Here is a 24,441-nt window from a genome sequence, read left to right on the forward strand (position 1 = left end):
TCACCTCATTCGCCGGTCGAGGAGCACGTCTTCCCAGGTGGCGTACACGTCTTGCAGGTCCACCCAGGTCGTGAACTCGGTGAGCACGTCCTGCCAGGTGCGGCCGGCGGCGCCGTTGACGCCGAGGTTGACGGGCATGTCGGCTTCGGTGAGCGGCAGCGTCCAGGCCCGCCACTGCTCCTGTGCGAGCGCACCGACCCGGGCTTCGGTGACCTGGGCGACGTTGACGTACATGTCGGCCACACCCATCCCCGGGGCGGCCTGCCAGAGCAGGGTGTTGCCGGAGTCGAGCAGCAGGTGCAGGGCTGCCCGCTCCTCGTCCGAGCGGGTCCAGATGGCGAGTTCCCCTTCGAGGCCCTGCCGTTTGCCGCTCAGGACCACCTTGTTGCGGCGCCCCCGGACGATGAAGGCGGCCTGTTCGATGGGGCGCTGCCAGTCCGGTGCACGCTGCACCACGACCAAACAGTTGCGCTGCGGATTGCCCGGGTCCTTTAGCCAGGCCGTGTTGAGGTCGGCCAGGTCCAGCGTGAGGGCTCCCGAGGAGCGGGTGCCGTGGACGACACCGCTCGGGTTGTAGATCGTCATCGCGTAGTAGTACTGCACCCCGAGCGGCGCTTCGTGGTCCTCGATGACGAGCAGGTCGGAGGTGACGGGCTGCCGGTCGATGAGGCCGGATGGTCCGCGCACGAGGGTGCGGGTTCCGTCCGCGGCGACACGCTGCACGGTGATCGTGTAGTCGTCGAGGGGCAGTTCACGCAGCGTCAGCGTGGCGTAACCGCCATCGGAGTGCTCCTCGACCGCGGTCTGCGGCAGCACTTCCCACAGCACGACCTGGTCAACGTGCAGCACGCTGGCCGTGGCGGCTGCGGTGACCACCAGCTCGATCGCGGCCTGTGTCGCTCCGGCGGGGGCTGTGCTGTCGGACGGTAGGACGTACCAGGCGCTGCCCGGCAGACCGTAGGAGACGCCGCCACTGGCGCCCAGGTCGTTGCCGGCGGCGTCGTACCAATGAGGCCGCACCACTACCGTCGCCCAGGTGCCAGCAGCCGGGTGGGCGAGGATCTGCGCTCTCCAGCTCACGCCCCCGGTGACCGGGAATTTCGCGGAGCGGATCGTCGAGGCGCTGGCGGTCGACGAGGTGATGGCCAGCGAGTAGGCGCCCTCGAAGTAGCTGCTGCCCCACGGGCTGGTGCGGGCGAGCGTTGCCACGCCGCTGGCCACGGTCCATCCGGCGACGCCCTGCTCGAACGAGCCGTCCGCATACGGGACGACGGTGCCGGCCTGCAGTTCGGGTGCGACGCCGATGACGATGGTCTCCAGCCGCAGTACCTGCCCCGCCGACGCGCCGTCCAGGCCCGCGGCGAGGGAGCAGGTGGCTGCGTTGGCGGGCGCCGTGTCGGAGACGCGCTGCCGGTACATGCCGGTCGCCGGGGTCGGCGGCGCCAGCACCGAGCGGGTGGCCTGGATCTGGTTGCCATTGGTGTCGTAGAACCTGAGCTCGATCCAGGCGACGGAGGCGACCGTGGGCGGCTGCATGTAGGCGTAGGCCAGATACTCCTGGCCCGGCGTGACCGCAGGCCGCTCCACGGACAGGATGGAGGCGTTACCCGCGGCCACCGCGGTCATCGCCAGCGTCTGCCCGCCCGCGGTGTAGTTGGTGACCGCCCAGTTCACGACCGGCACCTGCCGGGTGATGGACGCGTTGACGACCGGCGTCCAGCCGGAGGCGTCGACCTCGCTGCTCTCGGTGTTGAAGGGCAGCAGGTTGCCGAGGGTCCGGATGGGTGCGCCGAGGTAGATGTTCTCCCAGAAGTGGGAGACATTCGCCGCCGTCTCGGTGGACGACAGCACCACTTGCGCACGCGTTGCCGCGCCCGGGGCCACTCCTGCTACGGAGACGCGGTGCCATCCCGAGGAGGACGCCATCGTCGGCACCGACCAGGTGGTGTTGACTTCCCAGCCGACACTGTTGAGCCACCGGATCCCGATCCGTTCCGGCACCACGCCCGCTGTGTCGGCGAACGTGTAGTAGACGGTGCCTGCCGTCACGGGATAGCTGGAGACGGTGCGGGCTTGCATCTCCCCCGCCGCCACCGACTTCACAGCCAGGCAGCCACCGCCGCCCGTCCTCCCTCCAACGCCCATGTTGATCGTGCAGTTGAGCTTGGACGTCCAGCCCGACGTGTTCGGGTCGATGGTCTCCGTCGTAGCCGACAACAGGTTCCCGGGGATCGCCATCAGGCCCTCCTCCCACCACGGCCGGCAGCCATCACCAGACGATCCCGCTCCATGACCACCTGCTGCGCCTCGCCACGCACCCGACCAAGGAACTCGCCGGAGTCGAGGTAGAGGTCGCCCTCGAATTTGGCTGGGCCCCCAGATCCTTGGCGTGCCGCCAGGGAGGTGAGAGCGTTCGCCTGCGCTGCCGTGAAGACCGGCTCGGGCCGGCCGGTGCCGTTGTAGGCGAGGTTCATGCCGGGCTGCAGGTAGCCGCCGCTGTCGTAGCTGCCGGGTTTGAAGCCGTACCAGTCGGTGAACAGCGGGCTGTTGTAGCCGCGAGCCCGCGGGCCGACGACGACTCCCTCGCCACCCCTGGACTCGACCTTGGTCTTGCCCAGGGTGCCGGCCGTGTGGCCGACGCCGGCGTTCGTGATGCCGATGCGAAACGGGCTGTTGCCGTTCTTCACCCACCCGGGAGGCGCCGTGCGGCCGGAGAAGGCGCCCGTCGCCCAGCGGCGACGGTTCGGCTTCTGGCCCCGGATGACGTTCTCGATGGCGCCCATGAACCCAGAGCAGTCGAACCCCTTCGGCCCGACCCCGCCCCAGATGTACGGCTTGTCGGCCTGAGCCTTCGCCCACCGGAGCGCCGCCTGAATCTTCGGCCCGCCGATGCCGCCAGCGCCCCGCTTGTCGGCCTCCTTGCTGTAGCCGAACAGCGTGTCCAGGATTTTCGTCGGGATGCGGCGGACCAGGCGCCCGATGCCCGTGTCCATGCCAGGGAACGATGCGAGCAGCGGGTCGACGACATTCTTGACGCCCGCGCGGGCCGACGCCTCCAGCGTGTCCTTCAACCAGCTGGCGGCCTCCTTCACCTTGTTCCACACCGCCGAGCCAGCACCCGCCACAGACGCAGCCTTCGACTTGATCCACCCGAAGATGCCGCCGTCGGCGAACCGCTGCACCACGCCGCCGCCCGCGTAGCGCAGGGAGGTGTCGGTCGGGGTGTTCGGGTTACCGCCGAGCATCGGCGCCAGGGCCTCCTTGACGCCCTGGGCGCCCCGCGATCGGGCGATGCGGTTGAAGTAGCCGACGAACCCGGAGCCGACCGCGCGGGTGAACTCCGGCCGCATGATGGCCTCGCCACCCGACAGCTCAAGCTGGCCACCGGTCGGGGACACGAAGCGGTGCACGTCCCGGCCCGGGGTGTAGCCGGGCATGATGCCGCCAGAGGCGAACGTGAATCTGTCCAGCTTCGGCGCCCCGAATGCGCTCGCGACCTTGTTCCAGACGCCGCGGATGCCGTTGTTGTAGACGACGTCCACGACGTACTGGACGGGCTCGCGCGCCACCCCCTTCAGCTTGTCCCATGCGATCTTGATGGCCTTGCGTGCCGACTCGAAGGCGTCACCGACACTCTTCACCGCCGACTTGATCGCGTTGAAGGCGGGCCGCAGCCCCTTGGTCCAAGCGATGGTGGCCACGGACACAATGCCGTCCCAGGCAGGCTTCAGCGCGTTCTTCCACAGCCACATGCCCTGCTGGCCGACTGCCTGCATGCCCTCGCGGATGGCCCTGAAAATGGGCCGCAGGACGTTGCTCCACAGCCATCTGGCGCCGGCCTCGATACCGGCCCAGGCGGGCTTGATGGCGTTGTTCCACAGCCACTTCGCCTTGTCGCCGATCCACTGGAAGGCCGGACGGAAGGCGTTGTTCCACAACCACATGGCGATCGCGCCGATGGCCTCAAAGGCCGGTTTGATCGCGTTGGACCACAGCCACATGGCGATGGCTCCGACCAGCTTGATCACGGCATAGATCGGCAGGAACACGATCGTGACGAGCGCCGTGAGGAGGATCCTCCCAACGAGGACGATGCCATCGAACGCGGGCTTTATGGCGTTCGACCACAGCCACATCGCCCAGCGGCCGACCGTCTGCAGGCCGCTCCAGATGGCCGTGAATACCGGCTTGAGAGCGTTGTTCCACAGCCATAGGGCGGCGACTTGGATCGCCGACCACACCGCTTGTACGGCGGTGCGGAACCACTCGAAGCGCCGGTACAGGTAGATGACGGCGAGCACCACAGCGCCGATCGCGAGGACGATCCAGCCCCAAGGGCCCGCCATCGAGATCAGGTTGAAGGCGGCCATGGCGCCGTTCACGATCAGCATGGTCCCTGCCCAGAGGCGTGTCACCACGAACAGGCCCCACATGGCGATGACCAGCTCGGGCACGTTCGTCGCCAGCGAGCTGATGCCCTCCGCCATCAGGCCGAGCACCTTGAGCAGCGGACCCGAGACGGGTTCGAGCGCCCGCCCGATGTCGATGAACGCTGTGGCGATCTTGCCAAGCGCTTCGGCGAGGAGCGGACCGTGCTTCGACGAGTACGCGAGGAACCGCTCGAACTCCGGGCTCCCCTTCAAACTGGTCCCCCAGGTCGCGAACCGCCTGGTGATCGTTTGCATGCGCTCCGAGATGGAGTCCATGTGAGGCAGGAAGGCGCTGATCACGCCCGTCATGCCCTTGAAGATGTTGCCGAAGCTGACGCCGAGCCCTGTGATCGCGGGCTTGATGGAGCCCTCCAGGTCGGCCTTGAACTCCTTCCACCAGGGGGACTTGAAGCCTGCGCTCGCCCGGTCCTGTAGACCCTTGATGGCGTCTGCGGCCTCCTTCACGAACGGCGTCAACCCCGGCAGAGAGTTCTTCAGGCCCTCGAGAGCCCGCGTGAAGATGGGCATCACCGCGGGCTGCAAGGCGCGGGACCAGTCCGAGAACGCGCTCTTCAGGTCGAGGAGCGCGTTGAACGTTTCCCGTGCCGCCGGAGTGAGCTTCGCCAACTCCTGCTGGTACTTGGCCTGCGCGATGGCAGCCTGATCCACACCCCCGGCCGCCGAAAGCGACGCGGAGGCTATCTGACGCTGGGCTGATGCGATCGAATCCGCAGCCGACTGTTGCGCCTCGGCCAGTTGCTCCTGGGCGCGGGCTACCGAGCGGGCCCCCTCCTCCTGGGTGAGGGCGACGTTCCGCTGCGCCTCCGCCACCTCATGCTGGGCCTCGACCTGCTGGCGGGCAGCATCCTGGCGGGCTTGGGTGAGCTCACGCTGCTGGTCGGCGATCGCTTCATCGGTCTGCCGAACACGCTCCTGCGCGTCCTGCACCGTCTTAGAGCCCTCGACGCCTGCCTTGTTCGCCGCCGCCGTCTCCTGCTTCAGCCGGGCCGTCTCCCGCTTCTGGTCTTCAAGCCCTTGCTTTGCCCGGTCGTACCGGAGTTGCGCGCGTTCCAGCTCGTCTGCGGTTGCTGCTGAACCCTTCGCCCTCACGGCGTTGAGTTCCCGCTCGGCGTCCTCCACATCGAGGACGGCTTGCCGCTGGTCCAGCTGGGCACCTGCGAGCCTGCTGTTGAGGTCCTCCAGCTCCCGTGCCGCCGTCCGCCGCGCGGCCGTCAGGTCCTCCTGAGCCTGACGTGCGTCCCGCTGGGCGTCCGCCAGGGATTCCTCGGCGCGGCTGACCTGCTCGGCGGCCTGACGCTGCCGGTCTGCGGCCTGCTGCACGGCGTCGGCCAACTGCTGCTTGGCCCGCCGGTTCGCCTCCGATGCGGAGCGCACCGCGTCGGCGACACCCTGCTCGGCCTGCCGGATCTGGCGTGCCGCGTTGCGGTGCGCGGACGCGAGGGACTGCTGTGCAGACGCCATCTGCAGCGACCGCTGCGCCGCCTGCGAGGAGGCCTGGCCGCCCTTCAGCGTGGCGGTGGTGGCCGCGTCCTGGGCTGCCTTCTGCGCCTGCATGACCTTGCTCATTTGGACGAACGCCGGCACAGCCACGAGTGCGATGGACCCGATACCCGCAGCCGCGGCGGTGGCTGCTGCGGCGATCGCGCCGAGGCCGGCTGCGACCACCGGCAGGGCCGGGATGATCGCCGGGCCGAACAGAATGGCCGCCTGGTACAGCATCCGCATGTTCGCCGTCGCCGAGTGGGTGTCGACATCGATGTTGGCGGTCTGACCGTCCAGGCGGTTCACCTGTGCCTGGATCGCGGCCAGGGTCGTGGCGGCACTCGCCGCGTCAACGCGGATCGCCACATCAGCGTCCGATGCAGACAGCCTCTGCAGACGCTGCTGCAGGTGGTTGATCGCCGCGACGGCGTCAGCGGAGCTGATGTCGATGCCGATCCGGGCATCCTGAAGCGCCTGAAGCTGGCGGCGGATGTTGTAGATCTCCCGCTGGGCGTCCGTGCTGTTGGCGTGCAGCCGGACTTCCGGCAGGTTTCGCAGCGCCGTCTCAAGGGTGGTGCGCAGCGAGCGGGCGAAGGTGCTGCCAGTGGCCTGGCCCTGCCGGGCGGCCGGGGCTTGTGCGGTCCGGCCGCCGGTGGTGACGCCGTTGCGGATGGCCTGAGCGACCTGCGTGGAAATGTGCCGGCCGATGATGCGGCCGACCTCGTCCCCGACCTGGTCCGCCGCGGGGATCAGGCTGCGCTGCAACTGCGCGCGGATTCCCCGCGTGTTGGGGACGACGTCGACCTCGACGGAACCAACGCTGATGGCGGCCACGGCACCTCCCCCCGTGGCGCTACTCGGCGCCCCCCTGGATGAGTTTGAGCAACGTGTCCGCGCTCTTCTCGGTCAGCTTCGCCTTCGCCTTGCGCGGCTTCGTGCCAGGCCGGCGGATCGGCTCAGGCGGATCCGGGCGTTGCGACTTCTTCTCGATGTTCACGGTCCACAGCGCCCACTCCATGTGGGCCACCCGGTCCGCTACGACCGCGACGAGCTGCTCCAGCTGAGACCAACGGGCCTTCTCCGGCTCGCCTTTCTCGCCCTGCTTGGCGAGGTCATCGGGGTCCATGGCGTTGCGCAGCGCCGTCCACGTGGCCGACTCGGGCGGTAGGTGCTGGATGAGGATCCGCAAACGCCGCCACGACATGCGCCCGCGGTGAACGTCGAGAACATCGACGCCCCGTTCCAGCAGGTCAGCCTCTACCGCTTCCGCGTGCTGCGTGAGGACCTCGAAGGTCCACTGGATTTCCCCAGGGCCTCACCGCTGATGCGGCTGACGTCGGCGACGAACTTGCCGAAGCCGTCCATGGTCGGATCGAGCTCCTCGTAGATCTCGAAGTCGTCGGGGTGGAGGTTGGTCTCCATGAAGGTGTCGACGTCGCCGGAGTTGAGGGCGCGGATCGTCGAGGCGCGCCACCGTCCGGAGGGCACGCAGCGGACGTCCTTGGTGACGCCATCGTGCCCGGCGAGCGGGACGGTGACGTACTCCTGCTCGTCGGCCTCGGCTTCCTGGGCGCGAGCGGCTTCGATCTGGTCTTTGGTGGCGGGCATGGCGCGGGCCTCCTTCGTTCAGGGCGCGGGCAAGGGGAAGGTGGACGGGCCGGGCCCGCGCCAGGGTGGCGGCCCGTCCACCAGCTCAGGACCCGGTGTAGGCCTCGGTCTCCGGGACGCGGTCGAAGTGGTAGACCGTGTTGCCGGCGGTGTCCGGGTAGGCGGTGATCGTCCACTCGAAGCCGGCGATCTCGTCCTGCTTGTGGGTGACGTCCGAGCGCTCCGTGATTTCACCCTCGGGCACGTAGAAGCCGCGTTGGAAGTTGTCGCCGTCGAGGACGACGAACCAGAACGCCCTGCGGTCCGGCACGGGGGATGCGGTCTCGGCGAACGTGGTCAGGCCCGACGTCGGGGCCAGGTCGGCGCTGTCGATGCGGTACTGCAGCGACTGCACCGTGGTACGGCCGGTCTCCCACACCGTCAGCCCGAACGTGCGCAGCGAACTGGTGATGGTGGTGCGGATCGGGGCGGTGTAGCCCCAGGGGGTGAAGGACTGGGTGTCCTCCTCGAACCCCTGCACCAGGCCGTCGTCGCTGATGGCGCCGAGCGGCAGCCACGGCGACGCCGGCTGAATGGCCGGGTCTCCGGGCGAGGTGCTACCGAGGGGTGCGACCCAGCCGCCGCCGTTCGCGCCGACTTCCAGAAGGTCCGCCGCGCGGGTGATCGAAACCATGAAGGGTCTCCAGACATGCGAAGACCCCGCGGCAGGCGGGGTCGGGAAACAGGGTCCGGCGCGGGCCCAGCCGGTCAGGAGACCGGGTGACTGTAGATCTCGTAGACCGCCCCGACACGGCGGAGCGATGTGTTCTCGTAGGGGCGGACGCCAGGCGCGCTGATCGTGCCCACCCGGCTGACCACAGCCGCGTCCGTCGAGGTGCCACGCAGCTCGACGAGTAGCAGACCGCGGATGGTCGCCGACAGGGCGATCGCCTCTGCGCGCGTCGCGGCGTACACGTCGATGTCGATGAAGGCCCGGTCGAGCCGGATCCCGTCATCACCGCCTGAGGGGATCCGCTGAACCTGCACCGTGGGCAGTTCGTTGAGGAGGTTGTTGTCCGTCTCGTCGCGGACGACGACGCCCGGGTCGAGGCGGGCGCGAAGCCACACGATGACCTCCAACTCGACATCGACCGAGCCGACGGTGGCCATCAGTCACCGCCCGAGGCGGCTGCGGCCCGCAGCAGCACGTGATGGGCCGGGACCCGCTCGGTGCCGTACTCCACCCAGCGGGCGTAGTAGGTCGGATTGCGCACGTAGGCGACGGCCCGGTCACGGCGACGGCCACCGCGCTTCGTGCTCGACACCTCCCATGCCCCCTTGTACTGACCAGGGTGGGGATCCCGAGCGGAGCCGACCGGGGACAGGGTCACGGCAGTGGCCTTGATGTCCTCCGCCCGGCGCACCAGTTCACCACGGATCATCTCCGACCGCAGCAGCTGGCCCACGCCCTTGCGCTTCATCTTGAATCGCGCAGCCATGACGCCTCCTAGCCCGTGACCCGGTCCGCGGCGAACTGCACGACCCCGCGCAGCCCGGTGAAGGGATTGCAGCCCCAGTCGCCGGGCTCGCCCGTGATCTCACAAGTGACGCCGCGGATGCGAGCCTTGTCCGTGGTGTGGATGACTGTCCCGGCAGGGGCGTACACCGTCCAGCCGACGATGACAGTGTCCCTGCCCTGCTGCTCCGAGCCGCCCACCGCTGGGGTCTGCTCGCGCGGCGCGACGACGCAGCCGGGGACATCGAACGACTCATCCGGGCCGGGTAGCGGCTGCCCGCGCGGATCCCGCCCGGGCGAGGGGCCGGTGCGCACGATCCGCACCGTCTCCCCGAACGGATACGGGGCGGGCATCTACACCCACCCCCAGCCCGGCTCGTACTCCAGCGGCGGGCCATAGCCGTCGTCGACCGGGTAAGTCGGCGACGGATCCGCTGTAGCCGGAGTCGGATCCACAGTGAACGCGCCGCCTCGGCCGGCCGCGCTCTTCAGGGCGGCCTTGTCGGCCCGTGTCAGATACAGGCCGCCCGAGCCGGACGGGCGCTGCACCGACATGGGGCCGATCGTCTCGTAGGAAACCTGCTGCGGATTGACGTAGGCCCGGCCGGCGGCCGACAGGACCACTGCCGTGGCCTGGTTGGGAAGCGGCTTGACTACGGTCTCGCACAGAGCCACAGCCTGCTCGATCAGCAGATCCGCGCGAGGGCCGTCGATTTCCATCATTCCCAGGTACAGGCCGAGCTGCTCCGCTGTCGGTGCCACGAACGCCACAGCGACCTCCTAGGCCAGGGCCTCCACGGCGTCACACCAGGCGGCCAGTTCAGCGGTCGGATCCAGCTCGGCGCTGCGGGCCTTGGCCCGCTTCGACGCCAGCCGGTACTCGGCAGGCGCCGACAGCTTCCGAAGCACCGCCTCGTAGCCCGCCACGTCGTTGCGGTCGACGAACACCCCGGCCTCGCCGAGCGACTCGCACAGCCCCGGGGTGGGGTGGGCCACGACGGGGATGCCGGAGGCGAGCGCCTCACAACCGGCGCGGCCCCACGACTCGTAGGAGGACGGCATCAGCAGCACCTTCGTGCGGCCGTACACCTTCTCCCTCATGTCCTCGCCGCGGACGTGCTCGACTATCTCGACGTTCGGCAGATCGGGGAGGATCTGGTCGCCGTAGGCGCCGCGGACGGCGATGAACTGCTGGTCCGACATACGGCGGGCCAGCTTCTCCAGAACCCGGCCGCCCTTCTCCGGATTGCAGTTGACCAGCGTGATCGCCTTGCCCGGCTTCGTCGCGTATTCGTCGGCGAACACCGGTGGACGCACGATCAGCGACTGCTCGGGGTGGACGGACTTCGGGTACTCGGCGAAGAACAACTCCGCCTCCCGCTCCATCCAGCGGCTGTTGTAGACCGCCAGCTTGGTGCCGCCGGCCGCCATGTCGCGGAACGTGGGCCGGTGGGTGTTGTGGCAGAGGACCACCACCGGCTTGTTGTAGCCGCGGGCCAGGGCGGTCGTGTGGGGCACGCACTCCAGGTGCGAGATGAGGACATTCGCCTTGCGGACCGCCGTGGGGAAGTCGAGCCTCGCTTCCAGCGGCACCACGCGGATGCCCCGGTACTCGTAGACCTTGCTGGCCTTGCCGTACCGGGACAGCCACACCGACACGTCGTGCCCGCGCTCCACCAGGGGCCGCAGCATGGACACGAGCATGTGCTCGGCGCCCGCGTTGTGCTCCGGCGGCATCGCATGCACCCGGGCCACGATGCTGAGCGCGGTCCCGCCCGGCGCGGAAGCCGGGACCGCCCCCATCAGGAACCGCTCGGCGTGCCGGTGAACTTCACGAACGCCTCGGCGTCGCCCAGAACGAAGCCGTAGTACGCCTCCGCCAGGAGCAGCACCAGGTTCTCCTGGAAGGCGCTGTGCACGCCGCCGTCCTCGTCGATGTACGTCGCCTCACGCGACAGCTTCACCGAGATGTCCATGCCCACGCCGTAGGCGGCCTGCGAGAAGTCACCGCCGATGGCGCGCAGCCCCGAATCCGCAGAGGTGGACTGGCGGCGCAGCTTGCCCGACACGCTGCGGGAGTAGGCGATCGGCTCGCCGATCAGCTCACCCTGCAGGGCTGCACCCGTGCCAGCGCCGGGCTGGCGGGTCGCCACGAACAGCGGCTCGCCCGTGGTGGAGGTGGCGGCCAGAAGCTTCGGCTTCAGCCGGTTGTCGGCGACGGTACCGGTGTAGTCCCAGTCGTCGTCGATGATCTCCTCCATGCCGGCGACGAAGTCACCCCAGATACCGCCCTGGTTCTGCGCCGTCGTCCCCAGCGACACCGCCTTCGAGGTGGCCGCGAAGTAGTCGGCGAAGGGACCGGTGCCGCCCTTCATGTTCTTGCCGTGGATCGTGGCCATGTCGAAAGCCCGCGCGAACGCCGTCGGGAGATCCCTCTGGAGCTGCGTCCACAGGCCGGCCGCGTTGGACTGGGCGACCTCCATCGACACCGGGATGAGTACGGCGATCTTCTTGCCGCTCATCTGCTTGACCTCGACACCGCCCGAGCTCAGCGGCTTGCGACCACCCTCAGACACCCAGTCCGCAGTCGGCACATCGAGCGGTACCGGGACCGCGGTGTTCGCCGTCATCGACAGCGGCACCCGCCGGGCCAGGCTCATGACCGCGGAGCCCTCGATTGACTTCTCGAAGATGGGGCCGACCAGCGTCTCCGGAAGGAAGATCGGGTCGATGGTGGACAGCTTGATGGGATTCGTCGCCATCGGGGGCTACCTTTCTCAGTGGCCCCGTGCGAGGCCCTGGGTCATGAAGTCGGCGAACACAGCCGCCGGATCGTTGGGGGTTCGGTTGCCGTTGCCCGAAGAGCCCTGCGTGCGGTCTGCCTTCGGCGCCCGCGGCGAGGTGTCGGCCGGCTTGGCGAGGTGCGGCTTGCGCTTCAGCAAGTCCTTCAGGTCCTGCCGGATGGCTGCCGTGTCGACGTCGCCGTCGTCGTCCACATAGGAGGTGAGGTCGAGGAACGCGTGCGCGTCCTCCGGGTCGGCGAACTCCGCCGCCGCCAGGGCCTTCACCTCGGACCGGACCGCGCGCTGCCGGAACTGCTGGATACGTTGCTCGGCAGAGGTGAGCTGCTCGGTGAGCCGCTCCTGCTCCGACTTGTTCGCGTCCTCCAGCTCCTGCGCCTTCTGTGCGAGAGGCTTGGCCTCCTGGTACTTCGTGCGCCAGCCAGCGGACTCCTTGCGGAGTTTCTCGATCTCCTTGCGGGCCTTGGCGGGGTCCGCCCACGGATCCGCCGGGTCCTGCTCCGCCTCCGGGGCGGCCTCGGACTGCTGCGGCTCCGTCTCGACCTGCTCGGCCGTCTCCTCGTTCTCGGGCATGGCTAGTTGGCCCTCCAGGGGCTGAGAAAGGCCGCCACCAGGGCAGCCGAAGGGGGTTGGTCAGTTGGAGCCCGGCAGCGGGTTGCTGTCGTGCTCGGCGAGCGCCCGCCTGAACAGGCGCAGCTGGTCACCGGAGTGGCCCTGCGCGAACTCGCGGTAGATGCGCTCCCACTCACGGGCGTGCTGAGACAGCTCGAACCGCTGCCCCTTGAATACCGGGACCACGCCGCAGTGACAGCCGTCGTGCGCCCGGAAATCTGCTGTTTCCTGTTCGTACACCGCGCCACGCGAGGCGAGCATCTTGCAGAAAGCGCACGCCCCGCGAGCCGCCGATCGCGCCCACGCGGTGGCCTGCCGGTCCTGCCGCACCGCCTCCCGGACAGTGCCGCGACCCGTATCAACCACCAACTTCTGCGCGACCTGCTCGGCCTTCTTCTCCGCCTGCGTAAGGCGGACATCCATCGGCTGCAGCTGGGCCGGCGTCGCCTCCTCCGGGTCCCGCGGCCACAAATCCTTCGTCGCCCACCGCAGCGAGGCCTCCGTCTGCTCCGGCGGAGGCGGATCCGCGACCGGCACCGTGAACGACCCTGGCACGCCGGCCGCTTCCCGCTGCGCATCGTAGAAGTCCGCCGCCAAAGCAGCCGAGGTCCGCGCGTACTGGGCGATGACCGTGTTCATCGCCGTCAGCCAGTCCGGGACGCTCTCCCGCAGCCGCGACGGCAGGATCAGCCGCCGCAGACCGCGTACATCCCGCACAAGAAGCATCGTCAGCCCAACCTGCGCCGCCCGATAGCGGCGAGCCTCATCGCCGTTATCCGAGACCGTCGTCGCCACCAGTCACCTCTGCTGCGGCGGGCGGCTCGTCACCCTCGCTCATCGCGGCGAGCCGGTCCATGAGCTGGCGGCTGGCGGCCGTGTTGGCGCTACGGCGACGCTCGGCGGCTACCCGGCGGCGCTGATCCTCGCTCAGCCCGGCCATCTCCAATACGACATCACCGTCAGCCGGCAGGATGCCCGCATGAACGAGCTTCACCGCGGCGTCGGCCTGGGCCGCCACCGTCGGCGTTGCCGGGTTGCGCCACACGCACTCGATGCGGCGCGACTTATCCGGCGGCTCCCCATCGCGGAACCACAGCGCCAGCCTCATCGCGTCCCGGTGCGTCGCCGAGAAGCGGCGGATGCGCCGCTCCGCCTTCTTGATCTGCCCGTTGTCGGCAAAGCGGATCGCGTCAGCGCTCGCCGGGTTGTCGCTGGTGTAGCCGAGAACGTGAGGGGCCACCGACAACTGCGACGCCATGATGCGGGCGTAGAGGTCGATGATTTTCGTCTGGCCGGACGGATCGTGGGCGGCGAACTGCCCCACCGTGGGCACTTCCCCGTTCTCGTCCCGCTCCAGCGCCAACACTCGGCCGATGTACGTCTCCCAGGCCGACTTGGCGTTGCCCTCCGCGTCCTGGAAGGCGCTCTCCGACACCCCCAGGATGTAGCGCTGCGGCGCCTGGAAGAACTCGGCGCCGACCTCGATACCCATCAGCCGCCGGCAAGCCGCATCCGTGATCGACATGACCTCAGGCGTGATCTCCGACTTACCGATGCGGTCCGCGGTGCGCTGCCGGTTCGCCATCCGCAGCACCGGCACCATGCCCAGGTTGTGGATGTCCCGGTCGAAGACCTCCCAGCCGCCATCCACCTCGGCCGCGTACACCGTCTGATCCGGCAGATACAGGGTCGCGATACGCACCCCGTCCTCGACCGACTCCCGCAGAGCAGCCGTCGCCAGACGCAGCCGGGCATCCCAGAACATCGTCATGTCCAGCGGCGACTCGAACGTGATCAGTGGTGGATCGCCCGCCTCGCCCGAGCCGACCGACACGTACTCGCGGCCGTAGGTCAGGGCGTCCAAGTGGGCCAACGACGCTTCGTCGTACAGGTCGTTCGACTCGGCGATCTCCTCCAGATCGGACGGGTCCGTTCCGTCCGCCCAGCGGAACGCCTCCAGGTCGAGGCGCTGCTCCAGCGACTCGACACCGATGCGCGGCCAGCCGATCACCGTGTGCAGGCCCTTGAGCTGCGGCGGAATCGAGATCCCGAGGTCGCGAACGAGTTGCTCGCCGTTGAAATAGGCGTCGAGCAGCTCCAGCTTGAACCGCTGCGACAGCAGGTCCGAGCGCAGCGCCGTCAGCAGTTGCGCCTCGTCGCCCGACAGCGACAGGAGCGGCAGCTCGGGGATGGTCGCAGTCATCGAAGCACCACCACCCGTCCCTTGCCTGGCGTGCCGCGCTTCGCCCACGCCGTCGAGTTCAACATCATCCGGCGCAGCATCCGCGCCCCGATCGCACACACCGCCAGGTCGATCTTGCGGGCCGACTCGCGATGCTCCTTACCGACCGTGTAGCCCCACTGATTCGTGCGGCGCCGGGCATTCGCCACGTGCTGGCGCAGCATCCGATGCCCGTCATGGAACAGTTGCCGCTCCAGCACGTCCCGGTAGAAGCGGTCCACAGCTTCCGTGAACGCCTGCTGGCGGCGCCGGTCACGCATGTCCCACAGCACCGCGTGCCGGTTCGCGCCGCCCGTCACCGCCTTCAGCTTCAGCTTCTTGCCGTAGCGCTGCGCCCACGCGTCGATGTAGCCGTCCCAGTAGCGTTCGCCGTCCGCGTCGTCGTGACCGGCGCCCGGGTCGGCGAAGAACGCGATCGGCCGGTAGTCCGCGAACACCTGGTCCACCGTCCCGTCGACCTCCTCGCGCGGCACCCGCCACGGCACGTCCTGCGGCCAGTTCGCCGGCCGCTGCCACACGCCCAGCGCGGTGACGAAGCCGTCCGACATGCGGCAGGCCGCCAGGCCGGTCGCGTCGTCGCTCTTGGAGCCGTCGAAGAACAGGACGATCTCGTCGCCCGGCCGAAGACCCGCATCCTCGCGGCGACAGGCATCCCACTCATACGGCGCCAGGAAGGCGTCCTCCGCGGCGACGATCTGGTTGAACCAGAAGCGCCGGGACCGGCTGGGCGGATTGCGGACATCAAGGATCGACGCCTTCAGCCGCTCAATGTCCAGCCAGATCGAATCCCCGCGGACGGCCCGCAGAGTCGGGACGATCCACTCCTCGGTCAACTTCGCCTCGGCCGGAGCCTCCAGGCTGTCGTAGAACAGGCCCGTGTCCACCACCCGGCCGGCCTCAGCCGACTCGAACGCCTCCCGGGTGCGCTCGGCGACACTGTCCTCGCCGGGTTCGTAGGCGTTGGTGTTCGCCAAGGTCCTCGACTGGCCGTCCGCGCTCTTGGTGGCGTTGCGCTCGATCACGGCGGCCATTTCGTGGCCCTGGTTCGACTCCAGCCAGTGGTGCGTCTCCCCCAGATTGACGGCCGTCGGCCGCCCACCCTCCAAGGCCCTCGGAGACGAGGTGACCGCCTCGATGCGAGCCCGGCCCTTGTCGGCGTAGATGATCTCCTTGCCGAGGTCGATGCGGTACTCCTCGATCGCCCGCTTCGACAGGATCGACGGGAACAGCGTCATCGTGTTCCGCGTCTGATCCTGCGACACCGCCGCGATCTGCACCCACGCCGCCGGATGCTGAACCCCCAGCGGTTGCCCCGCCGGAACGCCCCACTCGTTACCCTCGTCGGCGACCTGGCCGAAGCGGCACGGGCCGACAAACTCGAACGCCGACCAGGTAGCGATCAGGGGGTCTTTGCCCCAGCCCTTCAGCCGCTGGATCACGCCATCCCGCCACAGGAACCGGTTCGTCACAGGATCCATCGCGTACCACCACAGCGTCAGCCGAGCCTGCTCGGCGGTATACCGCCAGGGCGCCCCGACGTAGTGCTGCAGGTACGTCGCCGTCCACGCCAGACAGTGCCAGCCCAGCGTGTACTCGGGCAGGATGAACCGCCCGTCCGGGCCACGCTTCCACGTCGGCCCGATTGTGAACGGCTCGACGACCTCCGGAACAGCCTCGTCAGCCACCTGCGAGGTCACGGTATGCGTCCAGCGGCTTCACCGACGCCAGCTGCGGCCCGGCTGGCTTCCGCTCCAGCTCGATCCGCGCCCGACGCCGGTCCCCCTCGGTCGTCAGAAGGCGGGCCATGACGCTGTCCAGCGCGCTGACGTACTGACCGTTTGGCGGCCGGTCCGACGACAGGCCGCGCGACATCAGCTCCGCGGCGTACCGAGCCATCGCCCAGTCCGACGGCTGATAGAAGACGGCCTGACCGGACTCCTGCAGAGACAGATACCAGTCCGTGGCGATCGGATGCCACAGCGGATCCGGGTCCGGCAGATCCGGCAGATCCAGCGGCGGCCCAGACGGGGCTTGCGCCAGCTTCGGCCCGTCGTCCTTGTTGCGACGACGACGCGCTTCCGAGCGCTCCGGTATGGGTCCACGAGTGCCCATGACGACCTCCAGGGTCAGGCACGCCACCAGGGCGCGCGGGGCAGATGCCTTGCGCCGGCCGCGCCAGCCACCCGGGCAGGCGCAGTCACGGCGTGTGATCAGATCGGGAGGGGCCTAGGAAACCCGTACAGACAGTCAGGTGCTATACGGCCCCGATCCGGAAAGATCATGGGAGGGGGATCTCCCCCCAGGTGATCATGAGTAATGATCACGCACACCAGCGCTCGAACTCGATCTTGCGAGTCTCCAGGGCTGCGTTGGCGAGACCTCGCGCTTGATCATCCGTCGACGAGTCGGCAATGACCTTGAGCACGTCGACGAGAAGCTGGTCCTCGCGCATGTGTGCATCTTCGGGGTCGTCGGCCGCATCGGCTATGGCCTGCACACGCTGCCGCACTTGGGAGACCTCCATGCCTACCTCCCTCGTGCCCCTCGGGTGGCCGGCTGCCTACCGCCTGCGCCTACCGACGTTGGCCCTGCTCCCCGTGTACACGCCTGTCGCCCTGCGGTGCAGGAGCTGGCAGTAGCCCTTGGCCCTGGCTCCCATGTACTTGTGCAGTTGGCGTGTGCACCTGGTCCAGTCGCCGGGTGTGCCCCACCTGATGCGTGCTGCGCCTGGTCCTGTGCTCCAGTACCTGCGCAGTGTGGATGCGTTGCCTCGTCCCTTGCTTGCCACAGTGGATCACTCCTCTTGCGGCGCGGGCTCCTGTACGTCTACCCGTTGGATGGACGCGCCTTGCCCGCTGGGGATGGCGAGGCAGACACCCTTGGCGTCTTCGAGTACGGCCCAGCCGGCGTCGAAGCGGAGGGTGAGGTCGGGGTCTTCGACGAGGACGTCGTCCCTGCGCTGGTCCCGGGGGTGGACGATGAGATAGCGGGGCACGGGGTTTCACCTCAGCCCGGGATGTTGTTCGGGGGGCCGTGTTCGTCCTGGCCGGGGGTTGTTGCGCTGAGCGTCGTTGCCTTCACGGCTGGACTTGTGGTCGTGGCAGGGGCCGCAGACGCCTTGGAGTCCTTGCTCGCTGTGGTCGTCGGCCTTGGCCACGATGTGGTCGCAGTGGGTCGACGGCCGCACGCCGCACAGGGTGCAGATGGGGTTGCGTTCGAGGATGCGGGCCCGGATCTTCGCCCAGCCGGACGGCAGCCGGGCCTTGCGGTCCGAGCCTTGCCAGCCGCCGCTCATCGCTGCGTCTGCTCGCCGTTGGTCGCCTTGTCGTGGGCGGCGCGCACGTCCTGGTCGCCGAGCTTGAGGTTGATCTCGTTGCCCGGCTCATGAGGGAGGTAGGCGCTCGCGTCGTTGGCGGGGATGTCGATGGTCTCTTCGAAGACGAGGACTGCGCGGGCGCCGATCCTCTCGGCTATCCCAGCGAACTGGTCGACGGGCTCGGGCTGGTCGGGGCCGAGGATGTAGCGCTGCGGCTCGTACTGGTCGACGACGAGCACGAACGGCGGCCGCTCGTCTCCGGCGCCTTCGGGAAGTTCGAGGATCTGCAAGCGGGCCATCAGACGGTCACCTGCCCAACGGGTAGAAGCGGCGGGTGTAGTTCTCGCCCTTCCAGGAGATGGTCTCGCCGTCGGGCGAGGCGAAGACTTCCGGGCCGAGCACGGTGACGTCGCCATCCTGGTAGGGGTAGGTGGTGGCCGCCTTGTCGATGGCGACGATGCTCAGGATGTTGCCAATCGGGATGTACGCGATGGCCGCCCCGTCCTCGGCAGTTGCGAGGTACTGGATCTTGTCGGCGTCGTAGCTGATCGCGGCGGCTTCGATGGTCTCATCGTCGCCGTTGAGGTACCTGACGTGGTAGCGGGGCATGGCGCGGGCTCCGTGAGGTTAGGGCTGTTCGATGAGGTGCCAGACGAGTTGTCCGCCGGGCGCGATGGTGGTGCCTCGGTAGTGGGTGCCGTCGGGGATGGGCTGTCCGGTGCCGAAGACGCGGTAGCGCCGAGCGGGGAGGTCTTCGCGCTGCCACGCCCAGAACTCGACGGTCCATGGGTCCCGGCAGTCGACGTGCAGCGGGGTGCTACATCCGGCGATCTCGTGCCACCGGTCATCGACGGGGACCTCGTAGCGGAAGATCTGGCCGGTCACGTCCGCGACCACCACCACACGCCGAGCGTCTCGCCCCGCATCGACTGGACCTGCCCGCCGAGTTCGGCGAGCACGTCGTCCATATCGCTGGCGTCCCAGTGATGGAGGTGTTCTTCGTGCGGGTTGCCGTCGACTTCACCCTGCGGCGCTTCGACGATGGGCAAGCTGACGAGGATGTTCCACGCTCCGGCCGTCTCCGCCTTGCGCAGGAGGTCGACGGCGTCGCCGCGGGCCATGTGCTCCAGGACGTCGCCGAAGATGACGAGGTCCCGGTGGAAGAGATGCTCGGGTGCGACGCGGGCGTCGAGGTTGTGGATCTCGTCGTACATGTCCTTGCGCTTGGCCGTGTTCTTCAGCCCGTAGCGCCGGATGTACGGCTTGTAGATCTCGATGGCGGTCCACCAGACGCCGTGGTGCACGGGCCGGAACAGCTTGGCGTAGGTACCTTCGCCCGGGCCTACGTCGCACACGGTGTCGGGCTTCTGCTGCTCGAAGATGCGGAGGGACCAGTCCTTGCCCTCGGCGATGCTGGTGGGCATGGCGGTCTCCTACATCGGGACGATGGTGATCTGCGGCTGGGTGACGACGAGCTTGCGGCCGTACCGGGCGAGGACGGCTTCGAGTTCGGCGCGGCACTCTTCGGTCTTCCGTTGCTCGTCTTCAGCGACGATGCGGCGGGCTTCGTCGACAGGGTTGGTCTTCTCGTCGGCCATGGGCGCGGGCCTTTCGGATGCGGGTTAGGTGGTGCTGTCGGTGATGAGCCCGATCGTGGCGAGCTGCGTGAGGAGGCTGGCGAGTGCGGCGTTGCCGCCTCGGGAGCCGGTCACGGTGCGCCGGGTGGTGTCGAAGACGACCCCGGCCGCGTTGCGGACCTTGAAAACGCCACCCTGGCTGTAGGCGATGACGCCGCCGGTCGGGTTCGTGGTGGGCGCCGTGGTGGCGTCCTTCATCGAGATGACCGCGCCGCCGGAGCCGCCCAGGTCGCTGCTGGTCGAGCCGAGCTGCAGACTGTTGGTGTAGAAGCTGATCGCCCGGTGCACGATCGCCCCGCTGCTGCCAACCTCCAGCGTCGCCGTGCCCGCAGAGGTTTTCGTCTGGAACAGCGGCGAAGTGGTGGCCGCGATGCCGGTGACGACGAGGCCGGGCGTGGTGGTGTCGGGCTGCTTCACTTCGAGTGACGCTTCGGGCGCTTCACCGATGTCCATGCCGACGCCGGCCCGTCCGGTGCCTTTGACGACGAAGTCGTCGCGCCCGTTGTTGCGGAGGACGATCAGGTTGCCGGTGGTGGCGCCTTCGGTCGCGGTGAGGAAGATGCCTTGTGCGGCGGTGCCCGGCTTGCCGTTGCGCTGTAGGTCGATGCTGAGCGCGGACGCGCCTGCATCGTCCGTGGCCCCTGCCCCGCCGTTCTTGTGGGTGACCTTCAGCGTTCCGCGGGCGGTCTCGTGCCCGGTCAGATACATCGCCGAGTCGGTCGGCTTGTCCGAGATCACGTTCAGGGCGACACCGGAGGTGCCCGAGGTGGCGGCCTGATAGATCGTGACCACATGTTCGGTCGTCGACGTCGTCTTGAAGAACGCTGCCCGCACGGCCAGGTCGGCGAACAGGCCTCCGGTGAGCGTTCCGCCGGCGAGCGGCAGGAACTTGGCATCGGCGTAGGCCCGGTCGCCGTGCGGGTCGGTCGCGGCGACGTGCGCGTCGACCTTCGCCGTGGCGTCTGCGGCGGCTGTCGCGATCGCCGCCGCCTGCGCGGTTGCTGCGGAGCCGGCCGGGTCAGCACCTACGATCTCGGCGGTGAGCGTGACGCCGCCGGTGCGGCCGTTGACGCTGGATACGAGCCCGGCGTTGACGTGGACGATGCGGCCGGTCTGCCCGCCATTGACGGTGATGGAGTCGACGGGGCGTTCGCCGATGACGCGGATCCTCACCGGGTCACCTCCGGGGAGACGACTGCCCGGCCGTTGAGCAGCCGCACGACGGTGGGCCCGTTGACGACTTCCAGGTCCCAGCGTCCGTTGCGGGTCAGCGTGCCGGTGACCGCCGCGGGGACTGCGACGCGGATCGTGCCGCCGATGATCTCCAGGTAGGGCGTGAGGTCGAGGAGGAGTTCACCGGCCTCGGATGCCTCCGACCGGATCTGCGAACGGGCTGTCCAGCCCTCCCAGGTGAAGTCCGGATCGTCGTCGACGACGAACTCCTGCACGAACGTGGCGCCTTGCTCGATGTACAGGTCCCAGTCTCCGGCGGACAACTCGGCCACCTCCGGGATCTCCGTGTCGGCGGATACGGCGGTGAGCCTCGCCTCGCCGGACAGGGCGGCTGCCACGTGCGCGGACAGGACGGGCGCCGCAGTGAGGCTGCTGTCCGCACCGAGTGCGGCTGTGGCGCTGGCCGCTACGAGGGCGGCGGCACCGAGTGTCGTCTGCGCGGACAGGTCGGCGGATGCCGTCCACACGGCCCCGTTGGAGAGCGTGTTGACCAGATCGAACTCCGCGTAGTCGGCGGTGCCGGAGTCGCGGTGAGCGCTCATGTCGAGCGCGCACGCCTCCGCATCAGCAACGATCCACGCCGGGGTGGCGAGAGTCCGTCTGGTCGTCCACGTGCTGCCGTCCGGGCTGGTGTCCCAAGTGAGGTTCACCCCGTCTTCGACGAGCCGCAGGAACAGGTGCGCGACCGGATCGTAGGTGAGCTCGACGGCCGCATCGTCCCAGTAGTCCGTCTCGGACACGCACCGCAGGAGCCCGCTCACGGCGTTCATCGAGAACCCGACCCGCGTACCAGCGACGGCACCCTGGACGGTGACCGCGAAGTACGCCTCAGCCGCGGCCCCGCCAGCGGCTGGCGCGGTGGGCACCTGCACGAAGAAGCTCGCGCCGGCCAGCGTCCACGCGTAGCCGGTCTGACAGCCCGCATAGTCGGTAGTGCATGGCACGCGGGCCCGGCCGCCGACGACCGCCGTGCCGCCGTAGGAGTTGCCCCACTCGGGCCCGAGCGACCCCGCGTTGAAATTGTCGATCAAAGTGGAGAGGCTCGGCATGCGGGCCTCCGATCACGCCAGGGACAGAGTGAGCTGCCCCGCGGAAAGCACCAGCTCATCCCCCGCAGACACGGTGCGGGACGCAGTAAGCGGCCCATACCAGAGCCTCACCGGTGTCCCCGCCGAGTCCCAGATCTCCACACCGACGACGGTCGCGGCCGGCATACCCGACCAGACGAGGTCGGCCGAGTTGCTGGTGGCCCCGGCAACGGCTGCGGCGACAGCGAGATCCTGCCGCGCGTAGGAGCCACCGGTCACCTCGGTGCCCGCCGCCGTGTCCGTGCCGTTGGCTGTCACCAGCGCGACCTTCAGCGGGGTTGTGGGGCGGGTCGGGGTGCCGACGCCGAGGATCCAGTCGAGCGTTAGGTTTTCGGCGGTGTTGCTGAGGTTGTCGGCCATGGTGCCTCCGTCAGTCGGTGCGGATGATGTCGGAGACGGGCAGGACTTTGATGCCGCGGGCCGCGATCCCGTCCATGATCGCGTTGAAGTCGGCGAGACTGCACTGGTTCGTGGTCGTCGCCGCGCCGCTGGTGATCTCGTGGAAGGTCAGCTGGAGCCACGAGCCGGTCGACGCGCACCGGTCGAGCGGCCCACCGGCGGCGAGCATGGTCGACGGGTAGGCGGGGCTCGCCGCGCCGGCCATCGAGCCGATGCCCGTGATGCTCCGCATCCTGTAGGCCATGCCGGGCGGGACCGTCTCGGCGGCGTTGTCGGCTGAGCTGATGCCGCGGCCGGTGCTGAAGTACCGGGCGGTGAGCTGGTCGATCGGGTCGCCGTCGGTGGTGGGCCCGAACCACCCGCCGGGGTAGGCGAAATGCTCCGACGGGAAGCCGTTGGCGACCATCCAGGCGCGCAGAATCCGCAGCTCATCCAGCACGGCCTGCGTCGACAGGGTCGTGTACTTGGCGTTGTGCGCGGCGACCGTCGCGGCGTGCCCGGCGATCTCCCAGCCGCTGAAGTCCTGCATGCTGCGCATCTGCGCCTTGGTCAGGTAGACGCCGCTGGTGTCGACGACGTCAGCGATCGTGTAGATCGTGCCGCGGTAGTTGAGCGAGTCCATCTTGGGCCGGGCCAGGGACCAGACCGAGGAGTAGCAGTCGTCGAACGTGATCGACACCGCTCCGCCGGGGAAGTCCGTCACCGTGCCGTCGATGAGCTCGACGGATTGCAGGTGGACGGTGGCCGCCCCGGTCCCCTTGTCGACGACCTGAAACGCCATGTCGGTGAAGCCGGACGTCGCCGACGGCACGCCGGTCGGACCGACGGTGTACGTGCCGGTTGGCGACCGGACACCGGACCACTGGAGCGTGACCGTGACCCATTCGCCGCTCTGCACCTGGTTCTGCGCCGTGGCGGAGTGCGTGAACACCCGCCAGCTGTAGCTGTTCGCGAGGGTGCTGCTGCCGACCAGGAAGTTTATTTGGTTGATCCTGGAGACGTCCGCCACTCGGAAGACGAGCCGGATCGCCTTGCCGGTCAGATCGAACTGCGGCGCCCCGTAGCGGCGGATGTTCGCGACCGCGCCTGTGCCCGTGGTGGTCATGGCGAACGACTGCGTGCCCTTCACGAACTGGCTGGTGTCGTTTGCGTTCGACGAGGCGACGCCAGAGCCGGACGTCGACCATCCGTGGTTGGCCTGCATCAGCGTCACCGTGCTCGACGCATCCCGCCACGTCGGCCGGGATGTATGCGGCAGCAGCGGCAGCGCGAACCCGGAGGCGGTGAGCCGGCCGGTGACCTGGGCATTGTTGGTGACGTTCAGGGCGGACAGCCAGGCGGTGCCCTGCTCGATCGCCGAAACCCGGTTGAGGGCGTCGTTGAGGTAACCGTCGATCGCACTGACCGTGCTCCCCAACGCGAACTTGCTGTCGGCCCAGGAGCGGTCGCCGTGCGGATCCGCAGCGGCCACATGCCCGGCGACGGCTACTGTGGCCGTCCCCGCCGGGTCGGCGCCGACATCGGCGGCACTGAGCGACACGGTGCCCTGCTCACCGTTGACGGACTGGACCAGGTTCGTAGCCGGGTCGCCCGGATCACCCTGCGGACCTTCCGGACCTTCGGGGCCAGCCGGTCCAGCAGGCCCGGCGGGGCCTGTCACGACGACGTACTCGCCCTCCGACGGCGCGGTCGGCGCCACATCGGCCAGGTCGACAGCCGGCGCCGCAGCCGGGAGGGACAGCGGGTAGGAGCGGCCCGGCGTGTCGTACCAGCGTTCCGTCACCCGGTACGTCCACCCGACCGGTGTCACATCCGGATCGTCCGTGGCCAGCAGGCTGACAGTGAACTGGCCGTTGTTGTCGAGAACGACCTCGACGTCGCCGATGACCAGCGTGCCGTGCGCCGCCGAGGTGAGTACCTCAGGCTCCGGGCGGAAGACGAGCCGGCCGCTGTACGGCGTGCCGTTGGGGTGCAGGTAGGTGCCGGTGACCGTGACGGTGGAGAGTCCGGGAGGCAGGGCCACTGAAAACCTCCCGGACGAATTGGGGCCCCGCCGTCCGCGGGACCGGCACGAACG

At 68.9% G+C, this 24,441-nt stretch carries 28 protein-coding genes; all 28 read right to left on the minus strand.

What is annotated here, in order from left to right; genetic code table 11:
• Window positions 1–2,238 carry a hypothetical protein gene (locus AOQ53_RS07635; protein ID WP_059416136.1) on the minus strand — a complete coding sequence of 746 codons (2,238 nt, stop codon included), beginning with the start codon at window positions 2,236–2,238 and terminating at the stop codon, window positions 1–3.
• The gene (locus AOQ53_RS47640) at window positions 2,238–6,767 is read right to left on the minus strand and encodes a hypothetical protein (protein ID WP_059416138.1); all 4,530 of its coding nucleotides are present in this window, start codon (window positions 6,765–6,767) and stop codon (window positions 2,238–2,240) included. The genes AOQ53_RS07635 and AOQ53_RS47640 overlap by 1 nt, the downstream gene beginning before the upstream one ends.
• A 19-nt stretch (window positions 6,768–6,786) precedes the next feature.
• The gene (locus AOQ53_RS07645) at window positions 6,787–7,137 is read right to left on the minus strand and encodes a hypothetical protein (protein ID WP_059416140.1); all 351 of its coding nucleotides are present in this window, start codon (window positions 7,135–7,137) and stop codon (window positions 6,787–6,789) included.
• A 53-nt stretch (window positions 7,138–7,190) separates the two neighbouring features.
• Window positions 7,191–7,541 carry a hypothetical protein gene (locus tag AOQ53_RS07650; protein ID WP_059416142.1) on the minus strand — a complete coding sequence of 117 codons (351 nt, stop codon included), beginning with the start codon at window positions 7,539–7,541 and terminating at the stop codon, window positions 7,191–7,193.
• 85 nt (window positions 7,542–7,626) lie between these two features.
• Window positions 7,627–8,214, minus strand: a complete 588-nt coding sequence (locus tag AOQ53_RS07655) for a phage tail tube protein (protein ID WP_059416144.1) — start codon at window positions 8,212–8,214, stop codon at window positions 7,627–7,629.
• Between the two features lie 74 nt (window positions 8,215–8,288).
• Window positions 8,289–8,690 (minus strand): hypothetical protein, encoded by a 402-nt coding sequence (locus AOQ53_RS07660; protein WP_059416146.1) that lies wholly within the window; start codon window positions 8,688–8,690, stop codon window positions 8,289–8,291.
• A complete protein-coding gene (locus AOQ53_RS07665; protein ID WP_059416149.1) occupies window positions 8,690–9,019 on the minus strand; it encodes an HK97 gp10 family phage protein in 330 nt (109 codons plus the stop codon). Before AOQ53_RS07665 ends, AOQ53_RS07660 begins: the two co-directional genes overlap by 1 nt.
• An 8-nt stretch (window positions 9,020–9,027) precedes the next feature.
• Window positions 9,028–9,390, minus strand: a complete 363-nt coding sequence (locus AOQ53_RS07670) for a hypothetical protein (protein ID WP_059416151.1) — start codon at window positions 9,388–9,390, stop codon at window positions 9,028–9,030.
• On the minus strand, window positions 9,391–9,807 hold the full coding sequence (locus AOQ53_RS07675) for a hypothetical protein (protein ID WP_059416152.1): 417 nt from the start codon (window positions 9,805–9,807) through the stop codon (window positions 9,391–9,393).
• Window positions 9,808–9,816: 9 nt separating this feature from the next.
• On the minus strand, window positions 9,817–10,791 hold the full coding sequence (locus AOQ53_RS07680; protein ID WP_330219302.1) for a glycosyltransferase family 4 protein: 975 nt from the start codon (window positions 10,789–10,791) through the stop codon (window positions 9,817–9,819).
• A 47-nt stretch (window positions 10,792–10,838) separates the two neighbouring features.
• Window positions 10,839–11,798, minus strand: a complete 960-nt coding sequence (locus AOQ53_RS07685) for a phage major capsid protein (protein WP_059416157.1) — start codon at window positions 11,796–11,798, stop codon at window positions 10,839–10,841.
• 15 nt (window positions 11,799–11,813) lie between these two features.
• Window positions 11,814–12,410, minus strand: a complete 597-nt coding sequence (locus tag AOQ53_RS07690) for a hypothetical protein (RefSeq protein WP_059416158.1) — start codon at window positions 12,408–12,410, stop codon at window positions 11,814–11,816.
• 60 nt (window positions 12,411–12,470) lie between these two features.
• A complete protein-coding gene (locus AOQ53_RS07695; RefSeq protein ID WP_059416161.1) occupies window positions 12,471–13,244 on the minus strand; it encodes a VG15 protein in 774 nt (257 codons plus the stop codon).
• Window positions 13,222–14,700: a phage portal protein gene (locus AOQ53_RS07700; RefSeq protein WP_236711621.1), complete on the minus strand. Its 1,479-nt coding sequence runs from the start codon at window positions 14,698–14,700 to the stop codon at window positions 13,222–13,224. The genes AOQ53_RS07695 and AOQ53_RS07700 overlap by 23 nt, the downstream gene beginning before the upstream one ends.
• The gene (locus tag AOQ53_RS07705; RefSeq protein WP_059416164.1) at window positions 14,649–16,388 is read right to left on the minus strand and encodes a hypothetical protein; all 1,740 of its coding nucleotides are present in this window, start codon (window positions 16,386–16,388) and stop codon (window positions 14,649–14,651) included. The genes AOQ53_RS07700 and AOQ53_RS07705 overlap by 52 nt, the downstream gene beginning before the upstream one ends.
• Window positions 16,369–16,830 (minus strand): phage terminase small subunit, encoded by a 462-nt coding sequence (locus tag AOQ53_RS07710; RefSeq protein WP_236711622.1) that lies wholly within the window; start codon window positions 16,828–16,830, stop codon window positions 16,369–16,371. Before AOQ53_RS07710 ends, AOQ53_RS07705 begins: the two co-directional genes overlap by 20 nt.
• Window positions 16,831–17,011: 181 nt before the next feature.
• A complete protein-coding gene (locus AOQ53_RS07715) occupies window positions 17,012–17,215 on the minus strand; it encodes a hypothetical protein (RefSeq protein WP_059416168.1) in 204 nt (67 codons plus the stop codon).
• Window positions 17,216–17,485: 270 nt separating this feature from the next.
• The gene (locus AOQ53_RS07720) at window positions 17,486–17,686 is read right to left on the minus strand and encodes a hypothetical protein (RefSeq protein ID WP_059416171.1); all 201 of its coding nucleotides are present in this window, start codon (window positions 17,684–17,686) and stop codon (window positions 17,486–17,488) included.
• 6 nt (window positions 17,687–17,692) lie between these two features.
• Complete coding sequence (locus tag AOQ53_RS07725; RefSeq protein WP_059416173.1) at window positions 17,693–17,986, minus strand: HNH endonuclease signature motif containing protein; 294 nt, start codon at window positions 17,984–17,986, stop codon at window positions 17,693–17,695.
• Window positions 17,983–18,306: a hypothetical protein gene (locus AOQ53_RS07730; protein WP_059416175.1), complete on the minus strand. Its 324-nt coding sequence runs from the start codon at window positions 18,304–18,306 to the stop codon at window positions 17,983–17,985. Before AOQ53_RS07730 ends, AOQ53_RS07725 begins: the two co-directional genes overlap by 4 nt.
• 7 nt (window positions 18,307–18,313) lie before the next feature.
• Entirely contained in the window at window positions 18,314–18,616 is a 303-nt protein-coding gene (locus AOQ53_RS07735) for a hypothetical protein (RefSeq protein ID WP_059416177.1), read from the minus strand.
• Between the two features lie 18 nt (window positions 18,617–18,634).
• Entirely contained in the window at window positions 18,635–18,910 is a 276-nt protein-coding gene (locus AOQ53_RS07740; protein ID WP_059416178.1) for a DUF7352 domain-containing protein, read from the minus strand.
• Window positions 18,889–19,431 carry a class I SAM-dependent methyltransferase gene (locus AOQ53_RS07745; protein WP_059416180.1) on the minus strand — a complete coding sequence of 181 codons (543 nt, stop codon included), beginning with the start codon at window positions 19,429–19,431 and terminating at the stop codon, window positions 18,889–18,891. Before AOQ53_RS07745 ends, AOQ53_RS07740 begins: the two co-directional genes overlap by 22 nt.
• 9 nt (window positions 19,432–19,440) lie before the next feature.
• Window positions 19,441–19,605: a hypothetical protein gene (locus AOQ53_RS44475; RefSeq protein ID WP_167745688.1), complete on the minus strand. Its 165-nt coding sequence runs from the start codon at window positions 19,603–19,605 to the stop codon at window positions 19,441–19,443.
• Between the two features lie 24 nt (window positions 19,606–19,629).
• The gene (locus AOQ53_RS07750; RefSeq protein ID WP_059416181.1) at window positions 19,630–20,817 is read right to left on the minus strand and encodes a hypothetical protein; all 1,188 of its coding nucleotides are present in this window, start codon (window positions 20,815–20,817) and stop codon (window positions 19,630–19,632) included.
• Complete coding sequence (locus AOQ53_RS07755) at window positions 20,814–21,926, minus strand: hypothetical protein (RefSeq protein WP_059416183.1); 1,113 nt, start codon at window positions 21,924–21,926, stop codon at window positions 20,814–20,816. The genes AOQ53_RS07750 and AOQ53_RS07755 overlap by 4 nt, the downstream gene beginning before the upstream one ends.
• A 12-nt stretch (window positions 21,927–21,938) precedes the next feature.
• A complete protein-coding gene (locus AOQ53_RS07760) occupies window positions 21,939–22,325 on the minus strand; it encodes a phage tail fiber protein (protein ID WP_059416184.1) in 387 nt (128 codons plus the stop codon).
• Between the two features lie 10 nt (window positions 22,326–22,335).
• Entirely contained in the window at window positions 22,336–24,387 is a 2,052-nt protein-coding gene (locus AOQ53_RS07765) for a polysaccharide deacetylase family protein (protein ID WP_059416186.1), read from the minus strand.
• Window positions 24,388–24,441 lie beyond the last annotated feature (54 nt).

The sequence above is a fragment of the Streptomyces azureus genome (genome assembly GCF_001270025.1).
Lineage (GTDB): Bacteria > Actinomycetota > Actinomycetes > Streptomycetales > Streptomycetaceae > Streptomyces > Streptomyces azureus.